This is a genomic window from Mesorhizobium sp. M0778, from assembly GCF_040320105.1.
Taxonomy (GTDB): domain Bacteria; phylum Pseudomonadota; class Alphaproteobacteria; order Rhizobiales; family Rhizobiaceae; genus Mesorhizobium.
The window spans coordinates 349,270-368,667 of record NZ_JAMYPA010000001.1; the positions used below are offsets into that span (position 1 = coordinate 349,270).

Consider the following 19,398-nt stretch of genomic DNA (forward strand, 5'->3'; position numbering starts at 1 on the left):
CAAGATGCCGCATGCCGGGAAAGGCGTGGCGGTCGGGCTGTTTGGCGGTTCGTTCAATCCGCCGCACGCCGGGCATGCGCTGGTCGCCGAGATCGCGCTCAGACGCCTTGCTCTCGACCAGCTGTGGTGGATGGTGACGCCCGGCAATCCGCTCAAGAACGCTGGTGAACTTGCGCCGCTGGCCGAGCGGCTGCAGCTGTCTGAAAAGATCGCCAAGAACCCGAAGATCAAGGTCACCGCCTTCGAGGCGGCCCACCACGTCCGCTTCACCGCCGACACGCTGGCGTTGGTCAAGGCGCGTAACCCCGGCGTCGATTTCGTCTGGATCATGGGGGCCGATTCGCTTCGCGACTTCCACCGCTGGCAGCGCTGGCGCCGTATCGTGATGACGTTCCCGATCGCGGTGGTCGACCGGCCAGGTGCGACGCTGTCGTTCCTGTCGTCCGTGGTCGCCAAGACTTTCGACTATGCCCGCGTCGACGAAGGCGACGCACCGCGGCTCGCCCGCATGAACGCGCCGGCCTGGACCTTCATCCACGGCCCGCGTTCGTCGCTGTCGTCGAGCGCGATCCGCAATGTGGCAAAGGGCTGAGCGGGCGGAAGGCAAGTCCAGCCATGTCGCATTTGCCGCTGCCTTGACCTGCTTGATGGGCGATCCTCGGTCATGACGATTCTCGAGCGCGACCAGGACAAGAACGGTCTAGGGCAGCCGGCGCCCTCGATCGCTATTGCCAGCATCCTCTTGTCGATGGCGCTGATCGCCGTCGGCAATGGGCTCATGTTCGCCTATATCCCAGTCCGGCTCGGCGCCGAGGGCTTCGATCCGACTTGGGCGGGGCTGATCGTCACCGGCCTTTCGGCTGGCGGCCTCGCTGGCTGCATCCTGACCGGGCCGCTGGTGCGGCGTGTCGGCCATGCCCGCGTGTTCATGGTACTGTCGGCGCTGATCGTGCTGTCCAACGCCGCGGTCGGCGCCGGGCCGCACCCATTGCCATGGATCGCTGCACGGGCGCTCTACGGCTTTGCCATATGCGGCCTGTTCATTGTCGCGCAGAGCTGGCTGAACGATGTCGTCGCAAACGCCATCCGCGGCCGGGTCATGGCTATCTTCTACGTTGCCTATGTCGCCGGACTCGGCGTCGGCTATTCGACGCTGGCGTTGATCGATATCCGCGCGGCCGATGCGCCGCTGATCGGCATTGCCTTCACCGCGCTGTCGATCCTTCCCGTCGGGCTGACGCGGCTCGCGCAGCCACCGGCGCCGCAAGCGGCGTCGGTGGCGCTCGGCCGCGCCTGGCGAATCTCGCCGGTCGGCGTTGCCGGCATGCTTGCCGTCGGCGGCCTGTCGATGACGATTTCGGGTTTTGCGCCAATCCATGCCACCGCCAGAGGCTACAGCCAGGCCGACGTCGCCTTGCTGCTTTCGGCAATGCCGGTCGGCACGCTGATCCTGCAGATTCCCCTCGGCTGGATTTCCGACCGCACCGACCGGCGCTTTGTGCTGATCGCGGCGTCGGCGCTTGCCGCCGCGGCGGGCCTGTTTGCACTGGGTTTCGACGGTGGCGCTCTGGCGACGCTGCTCGTCATCTACGTGGTCTGGGACGGCGCCTCGGAATCGATCTATTCGCTGGCCAGCGCCCATGCTGGCGACCGCGCCGGCAAGGACGACATGGTGGCGCTGTCGAGCTCGCTCTTGTTTGCCTGGTCGCTGTCCGGCTTCGTCGTGCCCGGCATTGTGACCGGGCTTTCCGCCATCTATGGCACGCAGGCCTTCATCTATGTGGCAATCGTCATTGCCGCCGCCTACTGCTTGTTCGTTCTCTGGCGCGTCGGCATGGTGCGGCCCGTGCCCGCCACCGAGACTGGCAGTTTCGCGCCGATGACGGCGCAGGCGCCGTTGCCTGTCGATCTCGCCTTCGCGCCCGAAGATCAGCGCGGGCGCGGAGAGCTTTGAGGGCCATCTGCGGGCTGGCTTCAAATGCTCTATTGCTGCGTGGCTGAGGCCTCCGGCTGCGGCGCTTGCGGCGCCGGCGCCGGAATTGAAAGGCCTTCGGCATCGAACGCCTGCTTGACACTCTTGGTGAGGTCGATCTGGGCGGCGAAGAAATCGGCAGCCGCCGTCCAGTAGCGCAAGGTGATGGCGACGGTGCTGTCCCCGACAGTCGCGACAAAGGCGATCGGCGCCGGCTGCCGCCTGACGCGCCGGTCGGCGGCGGCGACACCGAGCATGGTCTTTTGCGCGAAATCGATGTCGTTCCACGAGCCGATGCTGAGCGTGATGTCGCCGCGGCGCACACCATTGCGGGTGAAATTGCGGACCGGCTGGTTCCACAGGGTCGAGTTAGGTGCAAGCACGTAGACACCTTCGACCGTCCTCAGCGTTGTTGCAAACAGCCCGATCTCCTCGACGGTACCGGATATGGCGCCGACCTCGACATATTCGCCGATGCGGAACGGCCGCAGCGCCAGCAGCATGATGCCAGCGGCAATGTTCTGCAGCGTGCCTTGCAGCGCCAGACCGATGGCCAGGCCGGCGGCACCGATGGCGGCAATGATCGAAGCCGTCTGCACGCCGAACTGGCCGAGAACCATGATCACGACAAGCCCGAGGATGGCGTAGCGGACGACCTGCGAGAAGAAATGGCGGAGCGTTTCGTCGAAGCCGTGAACGTGGCCGAGGCCGGCATAGATCGAACGCTCGGCGAGGCCGGCGACGATGTAGCCGATGACCAGCAGGATGACGGCGCCGACCGCCGAAAGCGAGTAGGAGACGATCAGCGTGCTGAGTTGCGCCAGGCCGGATTGCACGGTGAGGAGGGCGTTCTGAGGATCGATCGGCATGTCGGGATTCCGGTTCGTGGATGAGCCGATAACCGCTGCGGGGCGAGGCGGTTCCGAATTTCTGGCCCGGAAAAGCCGCATATTCGGCCGTTACCGGGCGTCTGCTTGCGAGCGGTGTCTTGAAACTGCAACCTAACTCTGCCTATCTAAGCAGTGTCACCTGATTTGAAAGGTGATTTGGTTGTTCTTGCTGCGAAAGGAAATACACTGAGAACAGCACTGCGGAAGAAGGCCGACATCGTGCCTTCGCCGGCCGGGATCAGCGTAAACGACGCCGTGTCCCGCGCCATCAAGACAGTCCTTGCCAGTCTGGAAGACTCCAAGGCCGAAAACATCGTCTCAATCGACATTCAGGGGAAATCGAGCCTCGGCGACTACATGGTCGTCGCGTCGGGCCGATCGCACCGTCATGTCTCGGCTGTCGCCGATCATCTCCTCAAGGCGCTCAAGGATGCCGGGCTCGGCACGGCGCGCGTCGAGGGGCTGGCTGGCGCCGACTGGGTCCTGATCGATTCGGGCGACATCATCGTCCATGTCTTCCGTCCCGAGGTCCGCGACTTCTACAATCTCGAAAAGATGTGGCAGGCGCCGGATCTTGAGGAAGAGACCCTCCACTGAGCCGTATTCGTCTTGATGCATGTCGTTGTGCGACACGCATCAGCGGCTCTCCGAGGCAGGGATGAAGATTACCGTTCATGCCGTGGGCCGAATGAAAGCCGGCCCCGAGAAGCAGTTGGCCGACCGCTATTTCGAGCGTTTCGCCAAGAGCGGCCCTGCCGTAGGCCTCGAATTCGCCGGGATCGCCGAGATTGCCGAAGGCCGCGCGCAGACGGCCAATGAGCGCCGGCGCGAGGAAGGCCAGAAGCTGCAGACCCACTTGCAACCGGGCACGGCGCTGATGCTGCTGGATGAGCGCGGCAAGAACCTTTCCTCCGAGGATTTCGCCGGCCGCATAAGCTTGCTGCGCGATGGCGGGCGCAAGGCGCTGGTGATCGCCATTGGCGGCGCCGACGGCCATGACCAGTCGCTGCGTGACTTGGCTGATCTGACGGTGTCGCTCGGCGCGCTGACCTGGCCGCATCAGCTGGTCCGCGTCATGCTGGGCGAGCAGCTTTACAGGGCGGCCACGATCCTTTCCGGCCACCCCTACCATCGTTCATGAAGCCGGTTCGATCAGCGAATTGACGCCAGTCGCCCGGATTTCTGCCCCAATGCTCATCGACAGTTTGGGCTCATAGGGGTTTGCGGATGGCGGCCGGGCTCGAACATGGTTGATGGTTCGTTAACGAAGCCGCGCATAGAGTTGGGCTTCAATGTCTGAAGACTGGAAATCACGAACGGGCTCCTGGCGCGTGCGCTACGGCATCGCAGCGGCGGTGATCGTGGTTTCGCTCGGGATCGCGCGGGCTGAGAACACGCTCGACCTGGCGCCGGACCCGGACCAGAGCCGCGCCGAATACGAAAAGGTATCGAAAGAGATCACGCTGTCGTCCGAGCGGCTGGCCAAGCTCGCCGCCGACATAGCGGCGGTCAAGAAGGACCATGCCTCGATCACCGCGGCACTGATCCAGTCGGCGATGACCGAGCAGAAGCTCGGCCAGGACATCGAGGACATTGGCGGCAAGCTGGAAGGGCTGAAGGCGCAGGAGCAGAAGATACGCGCCTCACTGGCCGCCAGACGTGACGTTCTGGCCGAAGTGCTCGGCGCGCTGCAGCGCATGGGGCTCAATCCGCCGCCGGCGATCCTGGTCAAGCCGGAGGACGCATTGTCGTCGGTGCGCAGCGCCATCCTGCTCGGTGCCGTGGTGCCGGAACTGCGCCAGCAGACCGACATGTTGCTGGCCGATCTCAAAGAGCAGTCGCGGGTGACGGCCTCGATCGAGGCCGAGCGGGCGCGGCTGACGGCAGCGGTCGGCGAGCAGGCGGCGGAAAAAAAGCGGCTCGGCATGCTGCTCGAAGCCAAGCAGAAGCTCGCCGCCGATACGCAAACCGCGCTGGCCGCCGAAAAGCAACGGTCCGCGACGCTGGCGGCCAAGGCCGGCAGCCTGAAAGAGCTGATCGCATCGCTCGAGGCCGACAGGGCCCGCAAGGCGGCGGATGCGGCCAAGGCAGCCGAGCAAAAGACGGTGGACGCCGACAAGGGCCCGGCATCGGCCCCGGCGCCAACGGAACTGGCCTCGCTGCCGGTGCCGGAGAGCAACAGGCTCACCGCTGCTGCGCCGTTTTCCGCGCTTCAAGGGCAGATCGCGCTGCCGGTCACCGGCAGGATCAAGCGGCGCTTCGGGGCCAACGACGGTAACGGCGCGGTGATGCTCGGTGACATGGTTGCGACACAATCGGGAGCCATCGTCACAGCGCCGGCGGATGGAAACGTGCTTTATGCGGGGCCTTTCCGCTCTTACGGTCAACTCTTGATCCTGAATGCGGGTGACGGCTATCATGTCGTCCTGGCGGGGATGAGCAGAATCAGCGTCGCGTCTGGCCAGTCGGTGCTCGCAGGTGAGCCGGTCGGCGCGATGGGAGAGGCCCGGGTGGCGAGCACCTCGGCATCGAAGAATGGAAATGCCACGCCGGAGCTCTATGTCGAGTTCCGCAAGGATGGAAAACCCGTCGATCCGGCCCCATGGTGGGCGGACCGTTTTTCTGGAAGGACGTGAATGATGCGGAAACTGTCGCTTCTGTTTGCCGGTGCGCTGATGGGTGCATCGGCGATGAGCCTGGTCTATGGCGCGCCCGGCTCGACGGCGAAGGCTGCGGGCTCCGAGACCTATAAGCAACTGGCGATCTTCGGCGATATCTTCGAGCGGGTGCGGGCGAATTATGTGACGCCGCCCGACGACAAATCGCTGGTCGAAAATGCCATTAACGGCATGCTGTCCTCGCTCGACCCGCACTCCTCCTACATGAATGCCGAAGAAGCGCAGGACATGCGCGTGCAGACCAAGGGCGAGTTCGGCGGCCTCGGCATCGAGGTCACCATGGAGAACGACCTGGTCAAGGTGATCACGCCGATCGACGATACGCCGGCCGCCAAGGCTGGTGTGCTCGCCGGCGACTATATCGCCAAGATCGACGGCGAGGAGGTCCGCGGCCTGACGCTCAACGACGCCGTCGAGAAGATGCGCGGGCTTGTCAACACGCCGATCAAGCTCACCATCCTGCGCCAGGGCGCCGACAAGCCGATCGAATTGACGGTCGTGCGCGACATCATCAAGGTCAAGGCGGTGAAGTTCCGGGTCGAAAACGACATCGGCTACATGAAGATCACCTCCTTTACCGAAAAGACCTATGACGACCTCGAGAATGCCATCGACACCATCAAGAAGCAGGTGCCGAACGACAAGCTCAAGGGTTACGTGCTCGACCTGCGCCTCAATCCGGGCGGTTTGCTCGACCAGGCGGTGAGTGTGTCGGATGCCTTCCTCGACCGTGGCGAGATCGTCTCGACGCGCGGCCGCGATCCGAAGGACGTCACCCGCTTCGACGCGCGGGCCGGCGACGACATCGGCGGCAAGCCGCTGATCGTGCTCGTCAATGGCGGCTCGGCCAGTGCCTCGGAAATCGTTGCCGGCGCGCTGCAGGATCTGCGCCGCGCCACGGTGGTCGGCACGCAGTCCTTCGGCAAGGGTTCGGTGCAGACCATCATTCCGCTTGGCGAGAACGGGGCGCTGCGGTTGACGACGGCGCTCTATTACACACCGTCCGGCAAGTCGATCCAGGGCAAGGGCATCACGCCCGATATCAAGGTTGACCAGCCGCTGCCGGCGGAACTGCAGGGCAGGGACCTGACGCGCGGCGAATCCGACCTCAAGGGCCATATCAAGGGCGCCGACGAAGGCACGACCGGTTCGGGCTCGGCAGCCTATGTGCCGCCGGAACCGAAGGACGATTTGCAGCTCATCTATGCCGAGCAGCTGCTGCGCGGCCAGAAGACCGATCCGGCGTTCCCACCGAATCCGCAGAAGGCCGTGTTGAACCAATAAGGGCAGGCAAGCCGGGCCAAACAGGTCTGGCTGCCTGAGCGAAGCGATGCGATGCTGCCGGGGCCGCGAGGCTCCGGCAGTTTGATTCGGGGCCGCGGCCGGCATGCTGCGCGTCCAGTGAAGCGAGGGGACGCGCCGACATTTTGGATTTGCGCCTCCGGAGGTTTCACTTCGGAGATGCGCGCCGGGGGTGCGGGCTTGGCTGATATCGGCAAGGACATAGAACGACCTCTCGGACAGGCGATCCGGGCGCCGCGCCCAGGCAGCAGGATCAGCGCCGGTGCAGTCGCGGCCGCGCTCGTCGTGCTGGCCGTGGTCGGCGTTTCCGGCGCGATCGCCTTGCGCGACAAGCCGTTCCGCAAGCCGCAAGAAGTCGCCGTTTCGACGCCGAAGATGCCGGCAGCGGCGGATCCCGCCGCGGCGCCGGCCAAGGCGACGCCCGCAACGGAAGCGCCAAGCAACGCAAGCGAACAGAAGACGGGCGAACAAACGACAAGCGGGAAGATGGGCGGTCCGCAGATCATCCATGTCCAGACCGAAGAGGGCGACGGTCCGCCCAAGGCGGCCATTGTCATCCGCGACCCTTCGACGATCGGCCAGAACCTCAGGATCGCGCACATTCCCGACAAGGCGCTGATCGAGGCCAGCGAGACCGGTCCGCTGCCGATCCGCGCCGCCGACGGCCGGCGCCCGTTCGATGTCTATGCGCGGCCGTGGTCCGGCGCACGCGGTGCACGCGTGGCGCTCGTCATCGGCGGGCTTGCCGTGTCGCAGACCGGCACGCAGGCAGCCATCGCCAAGCTGCCGGCGGAAGTGACGCTGGCCTTCGCGCCGCAAGGCAACAGCATCGGCCGCTGGATGCAGGTGGCGCGGCAAGGCGGCCATGAGGTCATCATGCAGGTGCCGCTCGAGCCGTTCGACTATCCGAACGTCAACCCCGGCCGTAACACGCTGACCGTGGCAGCGGCGCCGGACGAGAATTTGAAGAATTTACGCTGGGCGCTGTCGCGAACGACCAACTACACCGGCGTCATGAACTATATGGGCGCCCGCTTTTCGGCCGACGCGACGGCGATGGGGCCGTTGATGGCCGAGCTTGGCAAGCGTGGTCTGGCCTATGTCGACGACGGTTCGTCGGCGCGCAGCCTGGCATCCGAATTGGCGCTGAAGGACGGCGTGCCGTTCGTCGGCGGCGATACGGCGATCGACGCGGTGCAGGACCGCGGCGCCATATTGAAGAAACTGGATGGGCTGGAAGCGACGGCACGGGCGAAAGGCTTTGCCGTCGGCATCGGCTCGGCCTTCGACCTGACAGTCGATACCGTGTCGTCCTGGGTGACCGAGGCCAAGAAGCGCGGCATCGAGATCGTGCCGATTTCGGCGGTGGCCATAGATCCGGAAAAAGGCTGACATGGCAAAGAACAAGCTCGTTGACGCCGAGACACTGCCCTACCGGCCCTGCGTAGGGGTGATGGTCCTCAATGGCGATGGCATGGTCTGGGTCGGCCATCGCATTGCCGAGCCGGACAGCGAATTCGCTGGAACCACGCAGCTCTGGCAGATGCCACAGGGCGGCATAGACGATGGCGAGGAGCCGCTGCCCGCGGCGGAGCGCGAGCTTTACGAAGAGACCGGCATGCGCTCGGTGTCGCTGCTGGCCGAGGCGCCGCACTGGATCAAATACGACCTGCCGGCCCATCTGGTCGGCGTCGCCTTCAAGGGACGATATCGCGGCCAAACGCAGAAATGGTTTGCCTTCCGCTTCCACGGTGACGAAAGCGAGATCGAAATCAATCCGCCGCCGGGTGGCCACAAGGCCGAGTTCGACCGGTGGGCGTGGCGGCCGATGCTGGAACTGCCCGGTCTGATCGTGCCGTTCAAGCGCAAGGTCTACGAAGACGTGGTGGCAGCGTTCCGGCACCTGGTGGCGTAGCCGCCGGCCTTCCGCTAAAACAGGTCGGCATGACCGACATCTCCAGCAAATCCCTTCCGCAGACCGTCTCTCTACCGCAGGCCGGCGCCCCGAGTGAGCCGATCAGCGAAGCGGCGGCGGGGGCGATCCTGACCATCGACCTTGGCGCCGTCCGTGAGAATTACCGGCGGCTGAAGGCGCGTCTGGGCGGCGTCAGCTGTGCCGGAGTGGTCAAGGCCGACGGTTACGGGATTGGCGCGGCGCCGGTGGCGGCGGCGCTGATGGCTGAAGGCTGTGATATTTTCTTCGTCGCGCATTTGGCCGGCGGCGTCTTGCTGCGCAAGGCGCTCGGCTCAGACCCGGCCATCTACGTGCTGAACGGCATTCCGCCAGGTGCGGAACGGGAAGCGGTTGCGGCGGGGCTTTGCACTGTCGTCAACAGCGCCAGCCAACTTGCGGCATGGCGCGAGATGGCCGGGCGGGTGGGCCATAAATTGCCTGCCGCCGTCCAGGTCGACAGCGGCATGTCGCGGCTCGGCATGGCGCCCGAGGAGGTGAAAGCCATCGCGCAGGATCCGCAGGCTTTCGATGGTGTCGAACTGACCTTCGTGATGAGCCATCTCGCCTGCGCCGACGAACCCGAGCAACCGGCCAACGAGCAGCAACGGCTGGAATTCGAACGGCTGCGCCGGATGCTGCCGGGAGCGCCGGCGTCGCTTGCCAATTCATCAGGCATTTTTCTCGGGCAGCGCTATCACTACGACCTCGTTCGTCCGGGTGCCGCTCTCTATGGCATCAATCCGACGCCGGCGAAGGACAACCCGATGCTGCCGGTGGTGCGATTGCAAGCCAAGGTCATCCAGACGCGGATGCTGGAGGCCGGCGCCGGTGTCGGCTACGGCCACACTTTCCACACCAAGGCCCCGCTTGCCGCGGCGACGATTTCGCTCGGCTACGGCGATGGCTGGCATCGACGCGCCGCTTCCGCTGCCTGGTTCGAAAATGTGCGGCTGCCCTTCATCGGCCGGGTTTCGATGGATTCGATCATCCTTGACATTTCCGCATTGCCGCCCGGCAAGCTGAAGGCCGGCGACCTCGTCGAACTGATCGAGCCGTCGTCGCAGACCGTGGACCAGGTAGCCGGCCAGGCCGGCACCATCGGCTATGAGGTCTTGACCAGCCTCGGCCACCGCTTCCACCGGCGCTATGTGAATGGCTAGGACGCAAGCTTGTTGTCCTCACGCATGTCGTTTCCCTCAGCATCGGCACTTGGCGGACGCCGCAGAATCCGGCAGACAGAAGGCGGCGATGATCCCGGACCCGAACCCTGACGAGACGCCGTTGCGGAGAACTAAGCGATGAAGATCTTCGTGCTGGGCGGCGGTGTGATCGGGGTCACCACCGCCTATTTTCTTGCCGAGGCCGGCCATCAGGTGACGGTGATCGACCGCCAGAAAGGCCCGGCGCTGGAAACCAGCTTTGCCAATGCCGGCGAGATCTCGCCCGGCTATGCCTCGCCCTGGGCCGGGCCCGGCGTTCCGCTGAAGGCCGTCAAATGGCTGTTGATGAAGCATGGTCCGCTGGTGGTGCGGCCGGCGCTCGATCCGCATATGTGGATATGGCTGGTCAAGATGCTGCGCAATTGCACGGCTGAACGCTACGCGCTGAACAAGGCGCGCATGGTGCCGCTGGCCGAATACAGCCGCGACACGCTGAAGGCGCTGCGCGAGGCGACCGGCATCGCCTATGACGAGCGCGCCAAGGGTACGCTGCAGCTTTTCCGAACGCAAAAGCAGCTCGATGGCGTCGGCGGCGATGTCGAGGTGCTGAAGACCTATGGCGTCCCTTATGAGGTCCTCGACCCCGACGGCTGCATTGCTGCCGAGCCCGCGCTGGCTGGCGTGCGCGAGAAATTCGTCGGTGGCCTGCGGTTGCCCGGCGACGAAACCGGCGACTGCAAGATGTTCACCGACAGGCTTGCGGAGCTTTGCGCGGCACGCGGCGTCACCTTCGAATACGACACGGAGATACGGCGCGTCGTCAAGAAGCGCGATCGCATCACCAACATCAGCACCAGCAAGGGCTGGATGGTCGCTGACGCCTATGTGATGGCGATGGGCAGCTATTCGGCGCGGTTCATGCGCATGCTGAAGCGGCCCATCCCGGTCTACCCGGTCAAGGGCTATTCGATCACCCTGCCGATCAAGGACGCCGCCGCCGCGCCGGTGTCGACGGTGATGGACGAGAGCTACAAGGTGGCGATCACCCGCCTCGGCGACCGTATCCGGGTCGGCGGCACGGCGGAAATCTCCGGCTTCGACATGCGGCTGCACGAATCGCGGCGCCGCACGCTCGAACATTCGGTCGGCGACCTTTTCGCGGGCGGCGGCGACATGCGGTCGGCCACCTTCTGGTGCGGGCTGCGGCCGATGACGCCGGACGGGCCGCCGCTGATCGGGCGCACCGATTTCTCCAATCTCTATCTCAATACCGGCCACGGCACGCTCGGCTGGACCATGGCCTGCGGCTCGGCCAAGGTTCTGGCCGACATCATCTCCAGCCGGGTGCCAGACATCGACGTCGGCGATCTCGGGCCGGGACGATACGCCAAGTAAGACCCCCAGCAGCTAAGACAGCCAGCGGCCGATAGATCTCACGCGAACAATCCCCGATCCCGTTCGACGGCCTTGGTGATGAAGCTCGCGACGATCTGAACGCGGCGCAGCGGCCTGACCGATTCATGATAGACCAGCCAGTAGGCGCGGCGGATGGGTGCGACGATATCGAGAGGCACCAACTCCGGCATCGAGTGGGCAACGAAGGTGTGCAGTATGCCGATGCCGGCGCCGGAACGCACCGCTTCGGCCTGGCCGAGCGCTGAGGAAATGGCGAAGCTGGTGCGCCAGTCGGCGCTGAATTCGGCCGCGTAGTCGAGCGAGGGACTGACGATCAGGTCCGGCACGTAGCCGATCAGCGTGTGCTGGCCCAGCTCGGCGGCGCTTCCGGGCAGGCCATGCGTGTCGGCGTAGGCCCGCGACGCGAACAGGCCGAGCGTGTAGTCGACCAGCTTTCCCGCCACCAGCCGGCCTTCCGTCGGCCGTTCGACGGTGATGGCAATGTCGGCCTCGCGCCGGGATAACGAGAAGGAGCGCGGTACCGGCACCAGCTGGATGGTGAGTTCACGGTGCAGAGCGGTCAGCGCGCCGAGGCGCCTGGCCAGGAAGGCGACGCCAAAACCGTCCGGCGCGCCGATGCGCACGGTGCCCGAAACGTCGTCGCCTTCGCCTGAAACGGTCGAGCGCGCGGCGATCATGTCGCCCTCCATGCGTTCGGCGATTTCGAGGAAACGTTCGCCTGCCGGCGTCAGCTCGCTGCCGGTGGTAAGCCGGCGAAACAGTTTTGTCCTGAATGCATCCTCGAGGGCGGCAATGCGGCGCGAGACGGTCGCGTGATTGAGCTCCAACCGCCTGGCGGCGCCGAGGATCTGGCCGGCGCGCGCCACGGCAAGGAAGATGCGAACGTCATCCCAGTTCATGGGGATGGTCCGTTTCGATAAAGAGCGCCGTGTTCCCGCCCACCCCCCTCTGGCCTGCCGGCCATCTCCCCCGCAAGGGGGGAGATCGGATGTCCGGTCGGCTTTCGCCAATCTCCAACGTCGCAAAAAGGGCGGTAAGGCCGAAGTCGCCAATCTCCCCCCTTGCGGGGGAGATGTCCGGCAGGACACAGGGGGGTGTGAAGAAACTCAACTCAGCAATCCAAGCGATAGGAGTACACTCCCTACCATTTGCGCCATTTGATGCACAATCGCGCGCCGCTATCTATTTTCTGCACAACGGTTGCGTTTTCACTCGCGTTGCCATCGCTCCCGCAAAGGCGGACAATGCCTCATCACGAACCAGGGAGAGAGACCATGATCGAATACGGTCATTTCATCGGCGGCAAGCGTGTCGCCGGAACCAGCGGCCGCAAGCAGGACGTCATGCAGCCGATGGACGGCACGGTGCGTGGCACGGTGGCGTTGGCTTCGCAGGCGGAATTGCGCGCAGCGGTCGAAAACGCCAAGGCGGCACAGCCCGGCTGGGCGGCAACCAACCCGCAGCGGCGCGTGCGCGTCTTGATGCGGTTCCTCGAGCTGGTCGCCAAGGAGTATGATGCGCTGGCCGAGATATTGGCGCGCGAACACGGCAAGACCGTCGCCGACGCCAAGGGCGACATCCAGCGTGGCCTCGAAGTGGTCGAGGTCTGCATCGGTGCGCCGCATATGATGAAGGGCGAGTTCACCGATGGCGCCGGCCCCGGCATCGACGTCTATTCGATGCGCCAGCCGCTCGGCGTCGTCGCCGGCATCACGCCGTTCAATTTTCCAGCGATGATCCCGTTATGGAAGATCGCGCCGGCCATCGCCTGCGGCAATGCCTACATCCTCAAGCCGTCGGAGCGCGATCCGGGCGTGCCGATGCGGATTGCCGAACTGTTCATCGAGGCCGGCCTGCCGGCGGGCATCCTCAATGTCGTCAACGGCGACAAGGAAGTGGTCGACGCCATCCTCGACGATCCCGACATCAAGGCTATCGGTTTCGTCGGCTCGACACCGATCGCCCAGTACATCTATTCGCGCGGCTGCGCGGCCGGCAAGCGCGTGCAGTGCTTCGGCGGCGCCAAGAACCACATGATCATCATGCCCGATGCCGACATGGACCAGACCGTCGACGCGCTGATCGGCGCCGGCTACGGCTCGGCCGGCGAGCGCTGCATGGCGATCTCGGTGGCCGTCCCGGTCGGCAACGACACCGCCAACCGCCTAATGGAAAAACTGGTGCCGCGCGTCGAGAGCCTGAAGGTCGGTCCGTCGACGGATTCTTCCGCCGATTTCGGCCCTCTGGTCACGGCGCAGGCGCTGGAGCGGGTCAAATCCTATGTCGACACCGGCGTCAAGGAAGGCGCCAAGCTGGTGGTCGATGGCCGCGGCTTTTCCATGCAGGGCTACGAGAACGGCTACTATATGGGCGGCTGCCTGTTCGACAACGTGACTGCCGACATGCGCATTTACAAGGAAGAGATCTTTGGGCCGGTGCTGTCGGTGGTGCGCGCGCCGACTTACGAAAACGCCATCAAGCTCGCCAACGAGCACGAGATGGGCAATGGCGTCGCCATCTTCACCCGCGACGGCGATGCGGCGCGGGATTTCGCCTCGCGAGTCCAGGTCGGCATGGTCGGCATCAACGTGCCGATCCCGGTGCCGATCGCCTACTATACGTTTGGCGGCTGGAAGGCGTCCTCGTTCGGCGACCTCAACCAGCACGGGCCGGACGCGTTCCGCTTCTACACCAAGACCAAAACGGTGACGTCGCGCTGGCCGTCCGGCGTGAAGGACGGCGCCGAGTTCGTCATCCCGACGATGAATTAGCCGGACGGTTTCCTGTCTGCGCGTCCTCGCTTCGGCTGCGGGCGCGCGGGCCGGCGTGAAGGACGGCGCCGAGTTCGTCATCCCGACGATGAACTGATCCAAATCGCAGAAAGCAAGAAAAGGCCCGGGCTTGGAGCCCGGGCCTTTTTTGTCGCCGTCTTCATCGGCATGAACACGAATGTGATGGAACCAAGAAGGCAGCAATCCTCTTAGGTTGCAGTCCTGCCGCGAAGGAGGAGTTGGCAGATCAACCAACGGCGCTGGTGACGGCTCCGGGGGATATCGTCCGGCGCAAAGGAGATGTCAGATGACACGTCTCATGGCGATCATAGCTTGCGCGGCAACGGCGGCGCTTTCCGCCATCCCGGCAATGGCTGCCGAGCAATGCGCGGCACGCGCCGATATGGTCAAGGCGCTCGGCGAGAAGTTTCATGAAAACCCGAGCGCGGTTGGCGTCGTCAATCCGAATGTGGTGCTTGAAGTCTTCGTTTCCGACAAGGGCACCTGGACCATCCTCGCCAGCGATACAAAAGGTCAAAGCTGCGTGATTTCAGTCGGCGAAGGCTGGGAGAGCGCGATGACGATAGCGGCGCTGCCCGGTACCTGAAGTAGGCCTTCCTATTCACCTGGCCGCAGCCTCGGCACGACAGCCGGGCTGCGGCCCTGTTCTCGGCGACCTTGAAACGGATCTCCCCGCGCCCACTTGAGGCGCGCACGGCTTGCTATTTTTCGTTAGCGATACCATATATGGAACATAGCGAGAACATCCAGAATCGTTCCCGCTGGCGGCAGACCGGAACACGGAAAGGAGCGACGCGATGATGACGTCGGAACCGGCCTGGATCGCTCCGGCAAAATGAGGCCGTCAATCACCTCCCTTTGCCGGATCGTGATGGCAAAGGAGGTGCCCTATGGCACGCAAATCGCTGTTAGGATGGGTGAAGACCGTAGCTTTTGCTGGCTTATTCGCGGTGGGTACGAATGCCGCAAGCGCCCAATATCAATACTGCGTTGAACATGGCGACCTCGTCGCCCACCTGGCCGAGAATTTCCAGGAAAGACAGTTTGCTCTCGGACTGATCGGTCAGGAGGCGGTCATGGAAGTTTTTGTCGCCGATAGCGGAAGCTGGACGGTCATCGTGACCGACGTCGCCGGCAGAAGCTGCATTGTCGCAGCCGGCGAAAATTGGGAAAGCGTGGACGCCCTGCCCGGCCAAAACTCATGAGGGAGCGGGCGGCGTCAGCGCGTAGCAGCTGCCTCAGCGTGGCCGCGCAGCAACGCCATCAGCCGCTTGGCGTCCTTGGCCGCGGCCTCTTCGTCGCCGGCGAGGATCGAGCGGATCAATGCGACATGGTGCTCGGCGGATTCGGCCAAGCCGGTATCGGCCTTGTAGCGGAACCAGAAGCGGCGGCTGTGGGTTTGCAAGGGCGCCGCCAGGCGCGCCGCGAACGGGTTGTCTGCAGCCAGCGCCAGCGCCTCATCAAGCGCCTTGTCGGCTTGGATGAAGCAAAGAACATTTTCCGAAATCACGGCCTTTTGCATGGCCAGCGCTGCGTCATGAAACAGGTCGGCGGCCTCGCGGGTGACGAAGCGGGCGGCCGAGCGGGCAAGCACGACCTCGACGCCGCGGCGGGCGTCGAGGACGCGCAGCCAGTCGCCAGGGTGAAGCGGGGCAATGGCAATGCCGGCACGCGGCCGGACCTCGAGCAGCCCCTCCCAGGCCAGCCGCTGGATCGCTTCGCGCACCGGGGTGCGGCCAAGGCCGAGCCTGTCGATCAGCGCCCCCTCGGTGATGAAGCTCGCGGGCGCCAGTTCGAGCGTTACGATCATATGCTCGAGCCTGCGGTAGGCCTTCGCAGTCGCCGGCTCGGAGCCTGGGTTGTCATATACCAATGCGGCGTCTCCTGATATATTTTTGATATATCATATCAGATTCAACGTTGACAGGCGGCTTCTTAAGAAATATACGACTGATATATCAGATGGAGCAACCGACATGTGGGCCGGAGTTTTCCCCGCCGTTACGACCAAATTCACCGAGGATGATCGCCTCGACCATGCCGAGATGGAGCGCTGCTTTGCGCTGCAGATGGAGGCCGGCTGCGACGGCATCATCGTCTGTGGCTCGCTTGGCGAAGGACCGATGCTGGCGCATGACGAAAAGATCGAGGTGCTGAAGACCGCGCAGAAGATCGCCGGCAACAAACCGGTGCTGTTGACGGTCAACGAAGCCGGCACACGCGAGGCGGCGACGATCGCGCGCCGCGCCGCAAAAGAAGGCGCCAACGGTTTGATGGTGGTGCCGAGCCCGATCTACCATACCAATGCCGAGGAGACAGTCGCGGCACTCAGCGCAGTCGCCGCGGCCGGCGACCTGCCGGTGATGATCTACTCCAACCGGCTTGCCTACCGCGTCGACGTCACCGTCGACCAGATGGAGGAACTGGCGAAGGACCAGCGCTTCGTCGCCATCAAGGAGTCCTCCGACGATATCCGCCGCTCGACCGAGATCATCAACCGCCTCGGCGACCGCTACGATCTGTTCACCGGCGTCGACAATCTCGCCTTCGAGGCGCTGTCGGTCGGCGCTATCGGCTGGGTGGCGGGCCTGGTCACCGCGTTCCCGCGCGAGACGGTCGCTATCTACCAGCTGATGAGACAGGGCCGCCGTGAGGAGGCGCTGAAGATCTACCGCTGGTTCCGGCCGCTGCTCGACCTCGACGTCTCGACCTATCTGGTGCAGAACATCAAGCTCGCGGAGGTCTTCGCCATCGATACCAATGACCGGGTGCGCATGCCGCGCCAGCCATTGTCGGGCGAGCGCCGCAAGGCTGTCGAAAAGATCGTCAGGGATGCGCTGGCGGTGCGGCCAGAGCTGCCGACATTCTGATCCAGTCACTTTGAGGCTATTTGCAGATGTGCAGCGCGGCGCATGGCAATGAATGATGATGCTACGCTCGATGTTGCCATCATTGGTGGCGGCATCATCGGCATCTGCGCCGCCGCCTTTCTGGCCGAGGCGGGGCGAAACGTCACGATCTTCGATCGGACGGGGATCTGCGAGGAAACCAGCTCCGGCAATGCCGCTGCCTTTGCCTTCTCCGATGTGCTGCCGCTCGCCCACAAGGGCATGATCAGGCAGCTGCCGAAATGGCTCGCCGACCCGCTCGGCCCGCTCAGCATTCCGCCCGCCTATTTGCCGAAGCTGTTGCCTTGGCTGGTCCGCTTCTGGCGGGCCGGCCGAAGCGACCGCTATGAAGCCGGCCTTGCCGCGCAGGCCGGGATGATGAAGCTCGCCGAGGCGGAATGGATGGGCTTGCTCGACCGTTCCGGCACACGGCCGATGCTGCACGAGGACGGCTCGCTCGAACTCTACGAAAGCGAGGCCGAGTTCAAGGCGTCGCTGCCCGGCTGGGCGGCAAGGCAGCGCTTCGGCATCGGCTTCAACCATGTCGAAGGCAGCGCTCTCGCCGCCTTGCAGCCCGGCCTGTCGCCGCGCTTCGCCAGGGGCACGTTCGTGCCGGGGTGGAAGACCGTCGCCGACCCCAAGCTGCTTGGAAAGGCCTTATGGGCCTATGCCGAGAGGTTGGGCGCGGGGTTCGAAAAGGCCCGGATCGAGCGTATCGAGGCGGGACAGGGCGACGCGATCCTGACCATGGCCGACGGTACGACGCGTCGGGCAAAGCATGTCGTCATCGCTGCCGGGGCCTGGTCGCATCTGCTGGCGAGACATCTCGGCGACGGCATCCCGCTGGAGACCGAGCGTGGCTACAACACGACGCTGCCGAAGACTGCGTTCGACGTAAAGCGGCAATTGATCTTCTCCGGGCATGGCTTTGTCATCACGCCGCTCGAGACCGGCCTGCGCGTCGGTGGCGCGGTCGAGCTCGGCGGCCTCGAAAGGCCGCCCAATTATGCGCGCTCGAAAGCACTGCTCGAAAAGGCGCAAAAATTCCTGCCAGGGCTGGATCCGGCCAATGGCCGCGAATGGATGGGGTTCCGGCCGTCGCTGCCGGATTCGTTGTCGGTGATCGGGCGGTCGCAAAAAACGCCGTCGGTGGTGTATGGCTTCGGCCATGGTCATCTCGGCCTGACCCAGGCCGCGGCGACCGGACGCTTGATCCGTGAGCTCGTTCTCGGGCAGAGTCCATCGCTCGATCTCGGTCCGTTCAGTCCGCAACGGTTTTGAGATCGAAGACATTCAGTTGGGAGCCGGCATGGCCAAGAATTCCTTCTTCTGCATAGACGGCCACACCTGCGGCAATCCGGTGCGGCTGGTCGCCGGCGGCGGACCGCTGCTCAACGGCTCGACGATGATGGAGCGGCGAGCGCATTTCCTGGCCGAATATGACTGGATCCGCACCGGGCTGATGTTCGAGCCGCGCGGCCATGACGTGATGTCCGGCTCGATCCTCTATCCGCCGACGCGCGAGGATTGCGACATCGCCATCCTGTTCATCGAAACCTCCGGCTGTCTGCCGATGTGCGGCCACGGCACAATCGGCACTGTGACCTTTGCCGTCGAACATGGGCTGATCAAGCCGAAGACGCCGGGCGTGCTCAGGCTGGATACGCCGGCGGGCCTGGTCGTCGCCGAGTACAAGCAGGTCGGCGACTATGTCGAGGAGGTGCGCATCACCAATGTGCCGTCCTTCCTCTATGCCGAGGGACTGACGGTCGAATGCCCCGGGCTCGGCGAGATCAGCGTCGATGTCGCCTATGGCGGCAATTTCTACGCCATCGTCGAACCGCAAACGAACTATCGCGACATGGCCGACCATTCGGCGGGCGAGCTGATCGCCTGGAGCCCGGTGGTGCGGCAGCGGCTCAACGAGAAATATTCCTTCGTCCACCCGGAGAATCCCGGCATCGACAAGCTGTCGCACATATTGTGGACCGGTGCGCCGACCAACCCGCAAGCCGATGCCCGCAACGCCGTCTTCTACGGCGACAAGGCGATCGACCGCTCGCCCTGCGGCACCGGCACCTCGGCGCGGATGGCGCAGCTTCACGCCAAGGGCAAGCTTGGGGTTGGCGACGACTTCGTCCATGAATCGATCATCGGCTCGCTGTTCAAGGGCAGGGTGGAAAAAGAGGTCACCGTCGCCGGCAAGCCGGCGATCATTCCGTCGATCGGCGGCTGGGCACGGATGACCGGATTGAACACGATCTTCATCGACGACCGCGACCCGTTCGCGCACGGCTTCGTCGTCAAATAGAAAAAACGCTGACGCAGGGGAAGAAAGAGAGCGTA

General features: G+C 64.5%; 19 protein-coding genes. 16 read left to right on the forward strand and 3 right to left on the reverse strand.

The features are described from left to right. The first annotated feature begins 4 nt into the window (after window positions 1–4). Both NKI22_RS01745 and NKI22_RS01750 read left to right on the forward strand, forming a co-directional pair. Complete coding sequence (locus tag NKI22_RS01745; RefSeq protein ID WP_031194203.1) at window positions 5–592, forward strand: nicotinate-nucleotide adenylyltransferase; 588 nt, start codon at window positions 5–7, stop codon at window positions 590–592. A 72-nt stretch (window positions 593–664) separates the two neighbouring features. Then, the gene (locus NKI22_RS01750) at window positions 665–1,954 is read left to right on the forward strand and encodes an MFS transporter (RefSeq protein ID WP_023719677.1); all 1,290 of its coding nucleotides are present in this window, start codon (window positions 665–667) and stop codon (window positions 1,952–1,954) included. A gap of 29 nt (window positions 1,955–1,983) precedes the next feature. On the opposite strand, the gene NKI22_RS01755 is transcribed toward NKI22_RS01750, so the two are convergent. Further along, a complete protein-coding gene (locus NKI22_RS01755; RefSeq protein ID WP_023719676.1) occupies window positions 1,984–2,841 on the reverse strand; it encodes a mechanosensitive ion channel family protein in 858 nt (285 codons plus the stop codon). A 240-nt stretch (window positions 2,842–3,081) separates the two neighbouring features. On the opposite strand from NKI22_RS01755, the gene rsfS reads away from it, so the two are divergent. From rsfS to NKI22_RS01795, 8 genes are all read left to right on the forward strand, one after another. Then, window positions 3,082–3,459: a ribosome silencing factor gene (gene rsfS / locus NKI22_RS01760; RefSeq protein WP_023678068.1), complete on the forward strand. Its 378-nt coding sequence runs from the start codon at window positions 3,082–3,084 to the stop codon at window positions 3,457–3,459. A 61-nt stretch (window positions 3,460–3,520) separates the two neighbouring features. Beyond that, window positions 3,521–4,003, forward strand: a complete 483-nt coding sequence (rlmH, locus tag NKI22_RS01765; RefSeq protein ID WP_023719675.1) for a 23S rRNA (pseudouridine(1915)-N(3))-methyltransferase RlmH — start codon at window positions 3,521–3,523, stop codon at window positions 4,001–4,003. A 151-nt stretch (window positions 4,004–4,154) separates the two neighbouring features. Beyond that, the gene (locus NKI22_RS01770; RefSeq protein ID WP_352494137.1) at window positions 4,155–5,498 is read left to right on the forward strand and encodes a murein hydrolase activator EnvC family protein; all 1,344 of its coding nucleotides are present in this window, start codon (window positions 4,155–4,157) and stop codon (window positions 5,496–5,498) included. Continuing rightward, the gene (locus NKI22_RS01775) at window positions 5,499–6,824 is read left to right on the forward strand and encodes a S41 family peptidase (RefSeq protein WP_023719673.1); all 1,326 of its coding nucleotides are present in this window, start codon (window positions 5,499–5,501) and stop codon (window positions 6,822–6,824) included. It begins immediately after the preceding gene. A 198-nt stretch (window positions 6,825–7,022) separates the two neighbouring features. Beyond that, window positions 7,023–8,234: a divergent polysaccharide deacetylase family protein gene (locus NKI22_RS01780; protein ID WP_352494139.1), complete on the forward strand. Its 1,212-nt coding sequence runs from the start codon at window positions 7,023–7,025 to the stop codon at window positions 8,232–8,234. Between the two features lies 1 nt (window position 8,235). Further along, window positions 8,236–8,757 carry an RNA pyrophosphohydrolase gene (locus tag NKI22_RS01785; RefSeq protein WP_352480951.1) on the forward strand — a complete coding sequence of 174 codons (522 nt, stop codon included), beginning with the start codon at window positions 8,236–8,238 and terminating at the stop codon, window positions 8,755–8,757. 29 nt (window positions 8,758–8,786) lie between these two features. Next, complete coding sequence (gene alr / locus NKI22_RS01790) at window positions 8,787–9,956, forward strand: alanine racemase (protein WP_352937330.1); 1,170 nt, start codon at window positions 8,787–8,789, stop codon at window positions 9,954–9,956. A 138-nt stretch (window positions 9,957–10,094) separates the two neighbouring features. Continuing rightward, window positions 10,095–11,351 carry a D-amino acid dehydrogenase gene (locus NKI22_RS01795; protein ID WP_352494141.1) on the forward strand — a complete coding sequence of 419 codons (1,257 nt, stop codon included), beginning with the start codon at window positions 10,095–10,097 and terminating at the stop codon, window positions 11,349–11,351. Between the two features lie 38 nt (window positions 11,352–11,389). On the opposite strand, the gene NKI22_RS01800 is transcribed toward NKI22_RS01795, so the two are convergent. Continuing rightward, the gene (locus NKI22_RS01800) at window positions 11,390–12,271 is read right to left on the reverse strand and encodes a LysR family transcriptional regulator (RefSeq protein WP_352480948.1); all 882 of its coding nucleotides are present in this window, start codon (window positions 12,269–12,271) and stop codon (window positions 11,390–11,392) included. A gap of 375 nt (window positions 12,272–12,646) precedes the next feature. Here NKI22_RS01800 and NKI22_RS01805 point away from each other — a divergent pair, with 375 nt between their 5' ends. From NKI22_RS01805 to NKI22_RS01815, 3 genes are all read left to right on the forward strand, one after another. Further along, window positions 12,647–14,143: a CoA-acylating methylmalonate-semialdehyde dehydrogenase gene (locus tag NKI22_RS01805; RefSeq protein WP_023719667.1), complete on the forward strand. Its 1,497-nt coding sequence runs from the start codon at window positions 12,647–12,649 to the stop codon at window positions 14,141–14,143. A 307-nt stretch (window positions 14,144–14,450) separates the two neighbouring features. Then, on the forward strand, window positions 14,451–14,750 hold the full coding sequence (locus NKI22_RS01810; RefSeq protein ID WP_023719666.1) for a hypothetical protein: 300 nt from the start codon (window positions 14,451–14,453) through the stop codon (window positions 14,748–14,750). Window positions 14,751–15,054: 304 nt separating this feature from the next. Beyond that, on the forward strand, window positions 15,055–15,369 hold the full coding sequence (locus tag NKI22_RS01815; RefSeq protein ID WP_023719665.1) for a hypothetical protein: 315 nt from the start codon (window positions 15,055–15,057) through the stop codon (window positions 15,367–15,369). Between the two features lie 14 nt (window positions 15,370–15,383). On the opposite strand, the gene NKI22_RS01820 is transcribed toward NKI22_RS01815, so the two are convergent. Then, the gene (locus tag NKI22_RS01820; protein WP_023719664.1) at window positions 15,384–16,037 is read right to left on the reverse strand and encodes a GntR family transcriptional regulator; all 654 of its coding nucleotides are present in this window, start codon (window positions 16,035–16,037) and stop codon (window positions 15,384–15,386) included. A 103-nt stretch (window positions 16,038–16,140) separates the two neighbouring features. Between NKI22_RS01820 and NKI22_RS01825 the strand changes: the two genes are divergently transcribed. From NKI22_RS01825 to NKI22_RS01835, 3 genes are read left to right on the forward strand one after another with little or no spacing between them, the layout of a single operon-like run. Further along, complete coding sequence (locus NKI22_RS01825) at window positions 16,141–17,034, forward strand: dihydrodipicolinate synthase family protein (protein ID WP_352958166.1); 894 nt, start codon at window positions 16,141–16,143, stop codon at window positions 17,032–17,034. A 48-nt stretch (window positions 17,035–17,082) separates the two neighbouring features. Beyond that, the gene (locus tag NKI22_RS01830; protein WP_352815015.1) at window positions 17,083–18,333 is read left to right on the forward strand and encodes an NAD(P)/FAD-dependent oxidoreductase; all 1,251 of its coding nucleotides are present in this window, start codon (window positions 17,083–17,085) and stop codon (window positions 18,331–18,333) included. Window positions 18,334–18,361: 28 nt separating this feature from the next. Further along, entirely contained in the window at window positions 18,362–19,363 is a 1,002-nt protein-coding gene (locus tag NKI22_RS01835; RefSeq protein WP_023719661.1) for a 4-hydroxyproline epimerase, read from the forward strand. The last annotated feature ends 35 nt before the right edge of the window (window positions 19,364–19,398 follow it).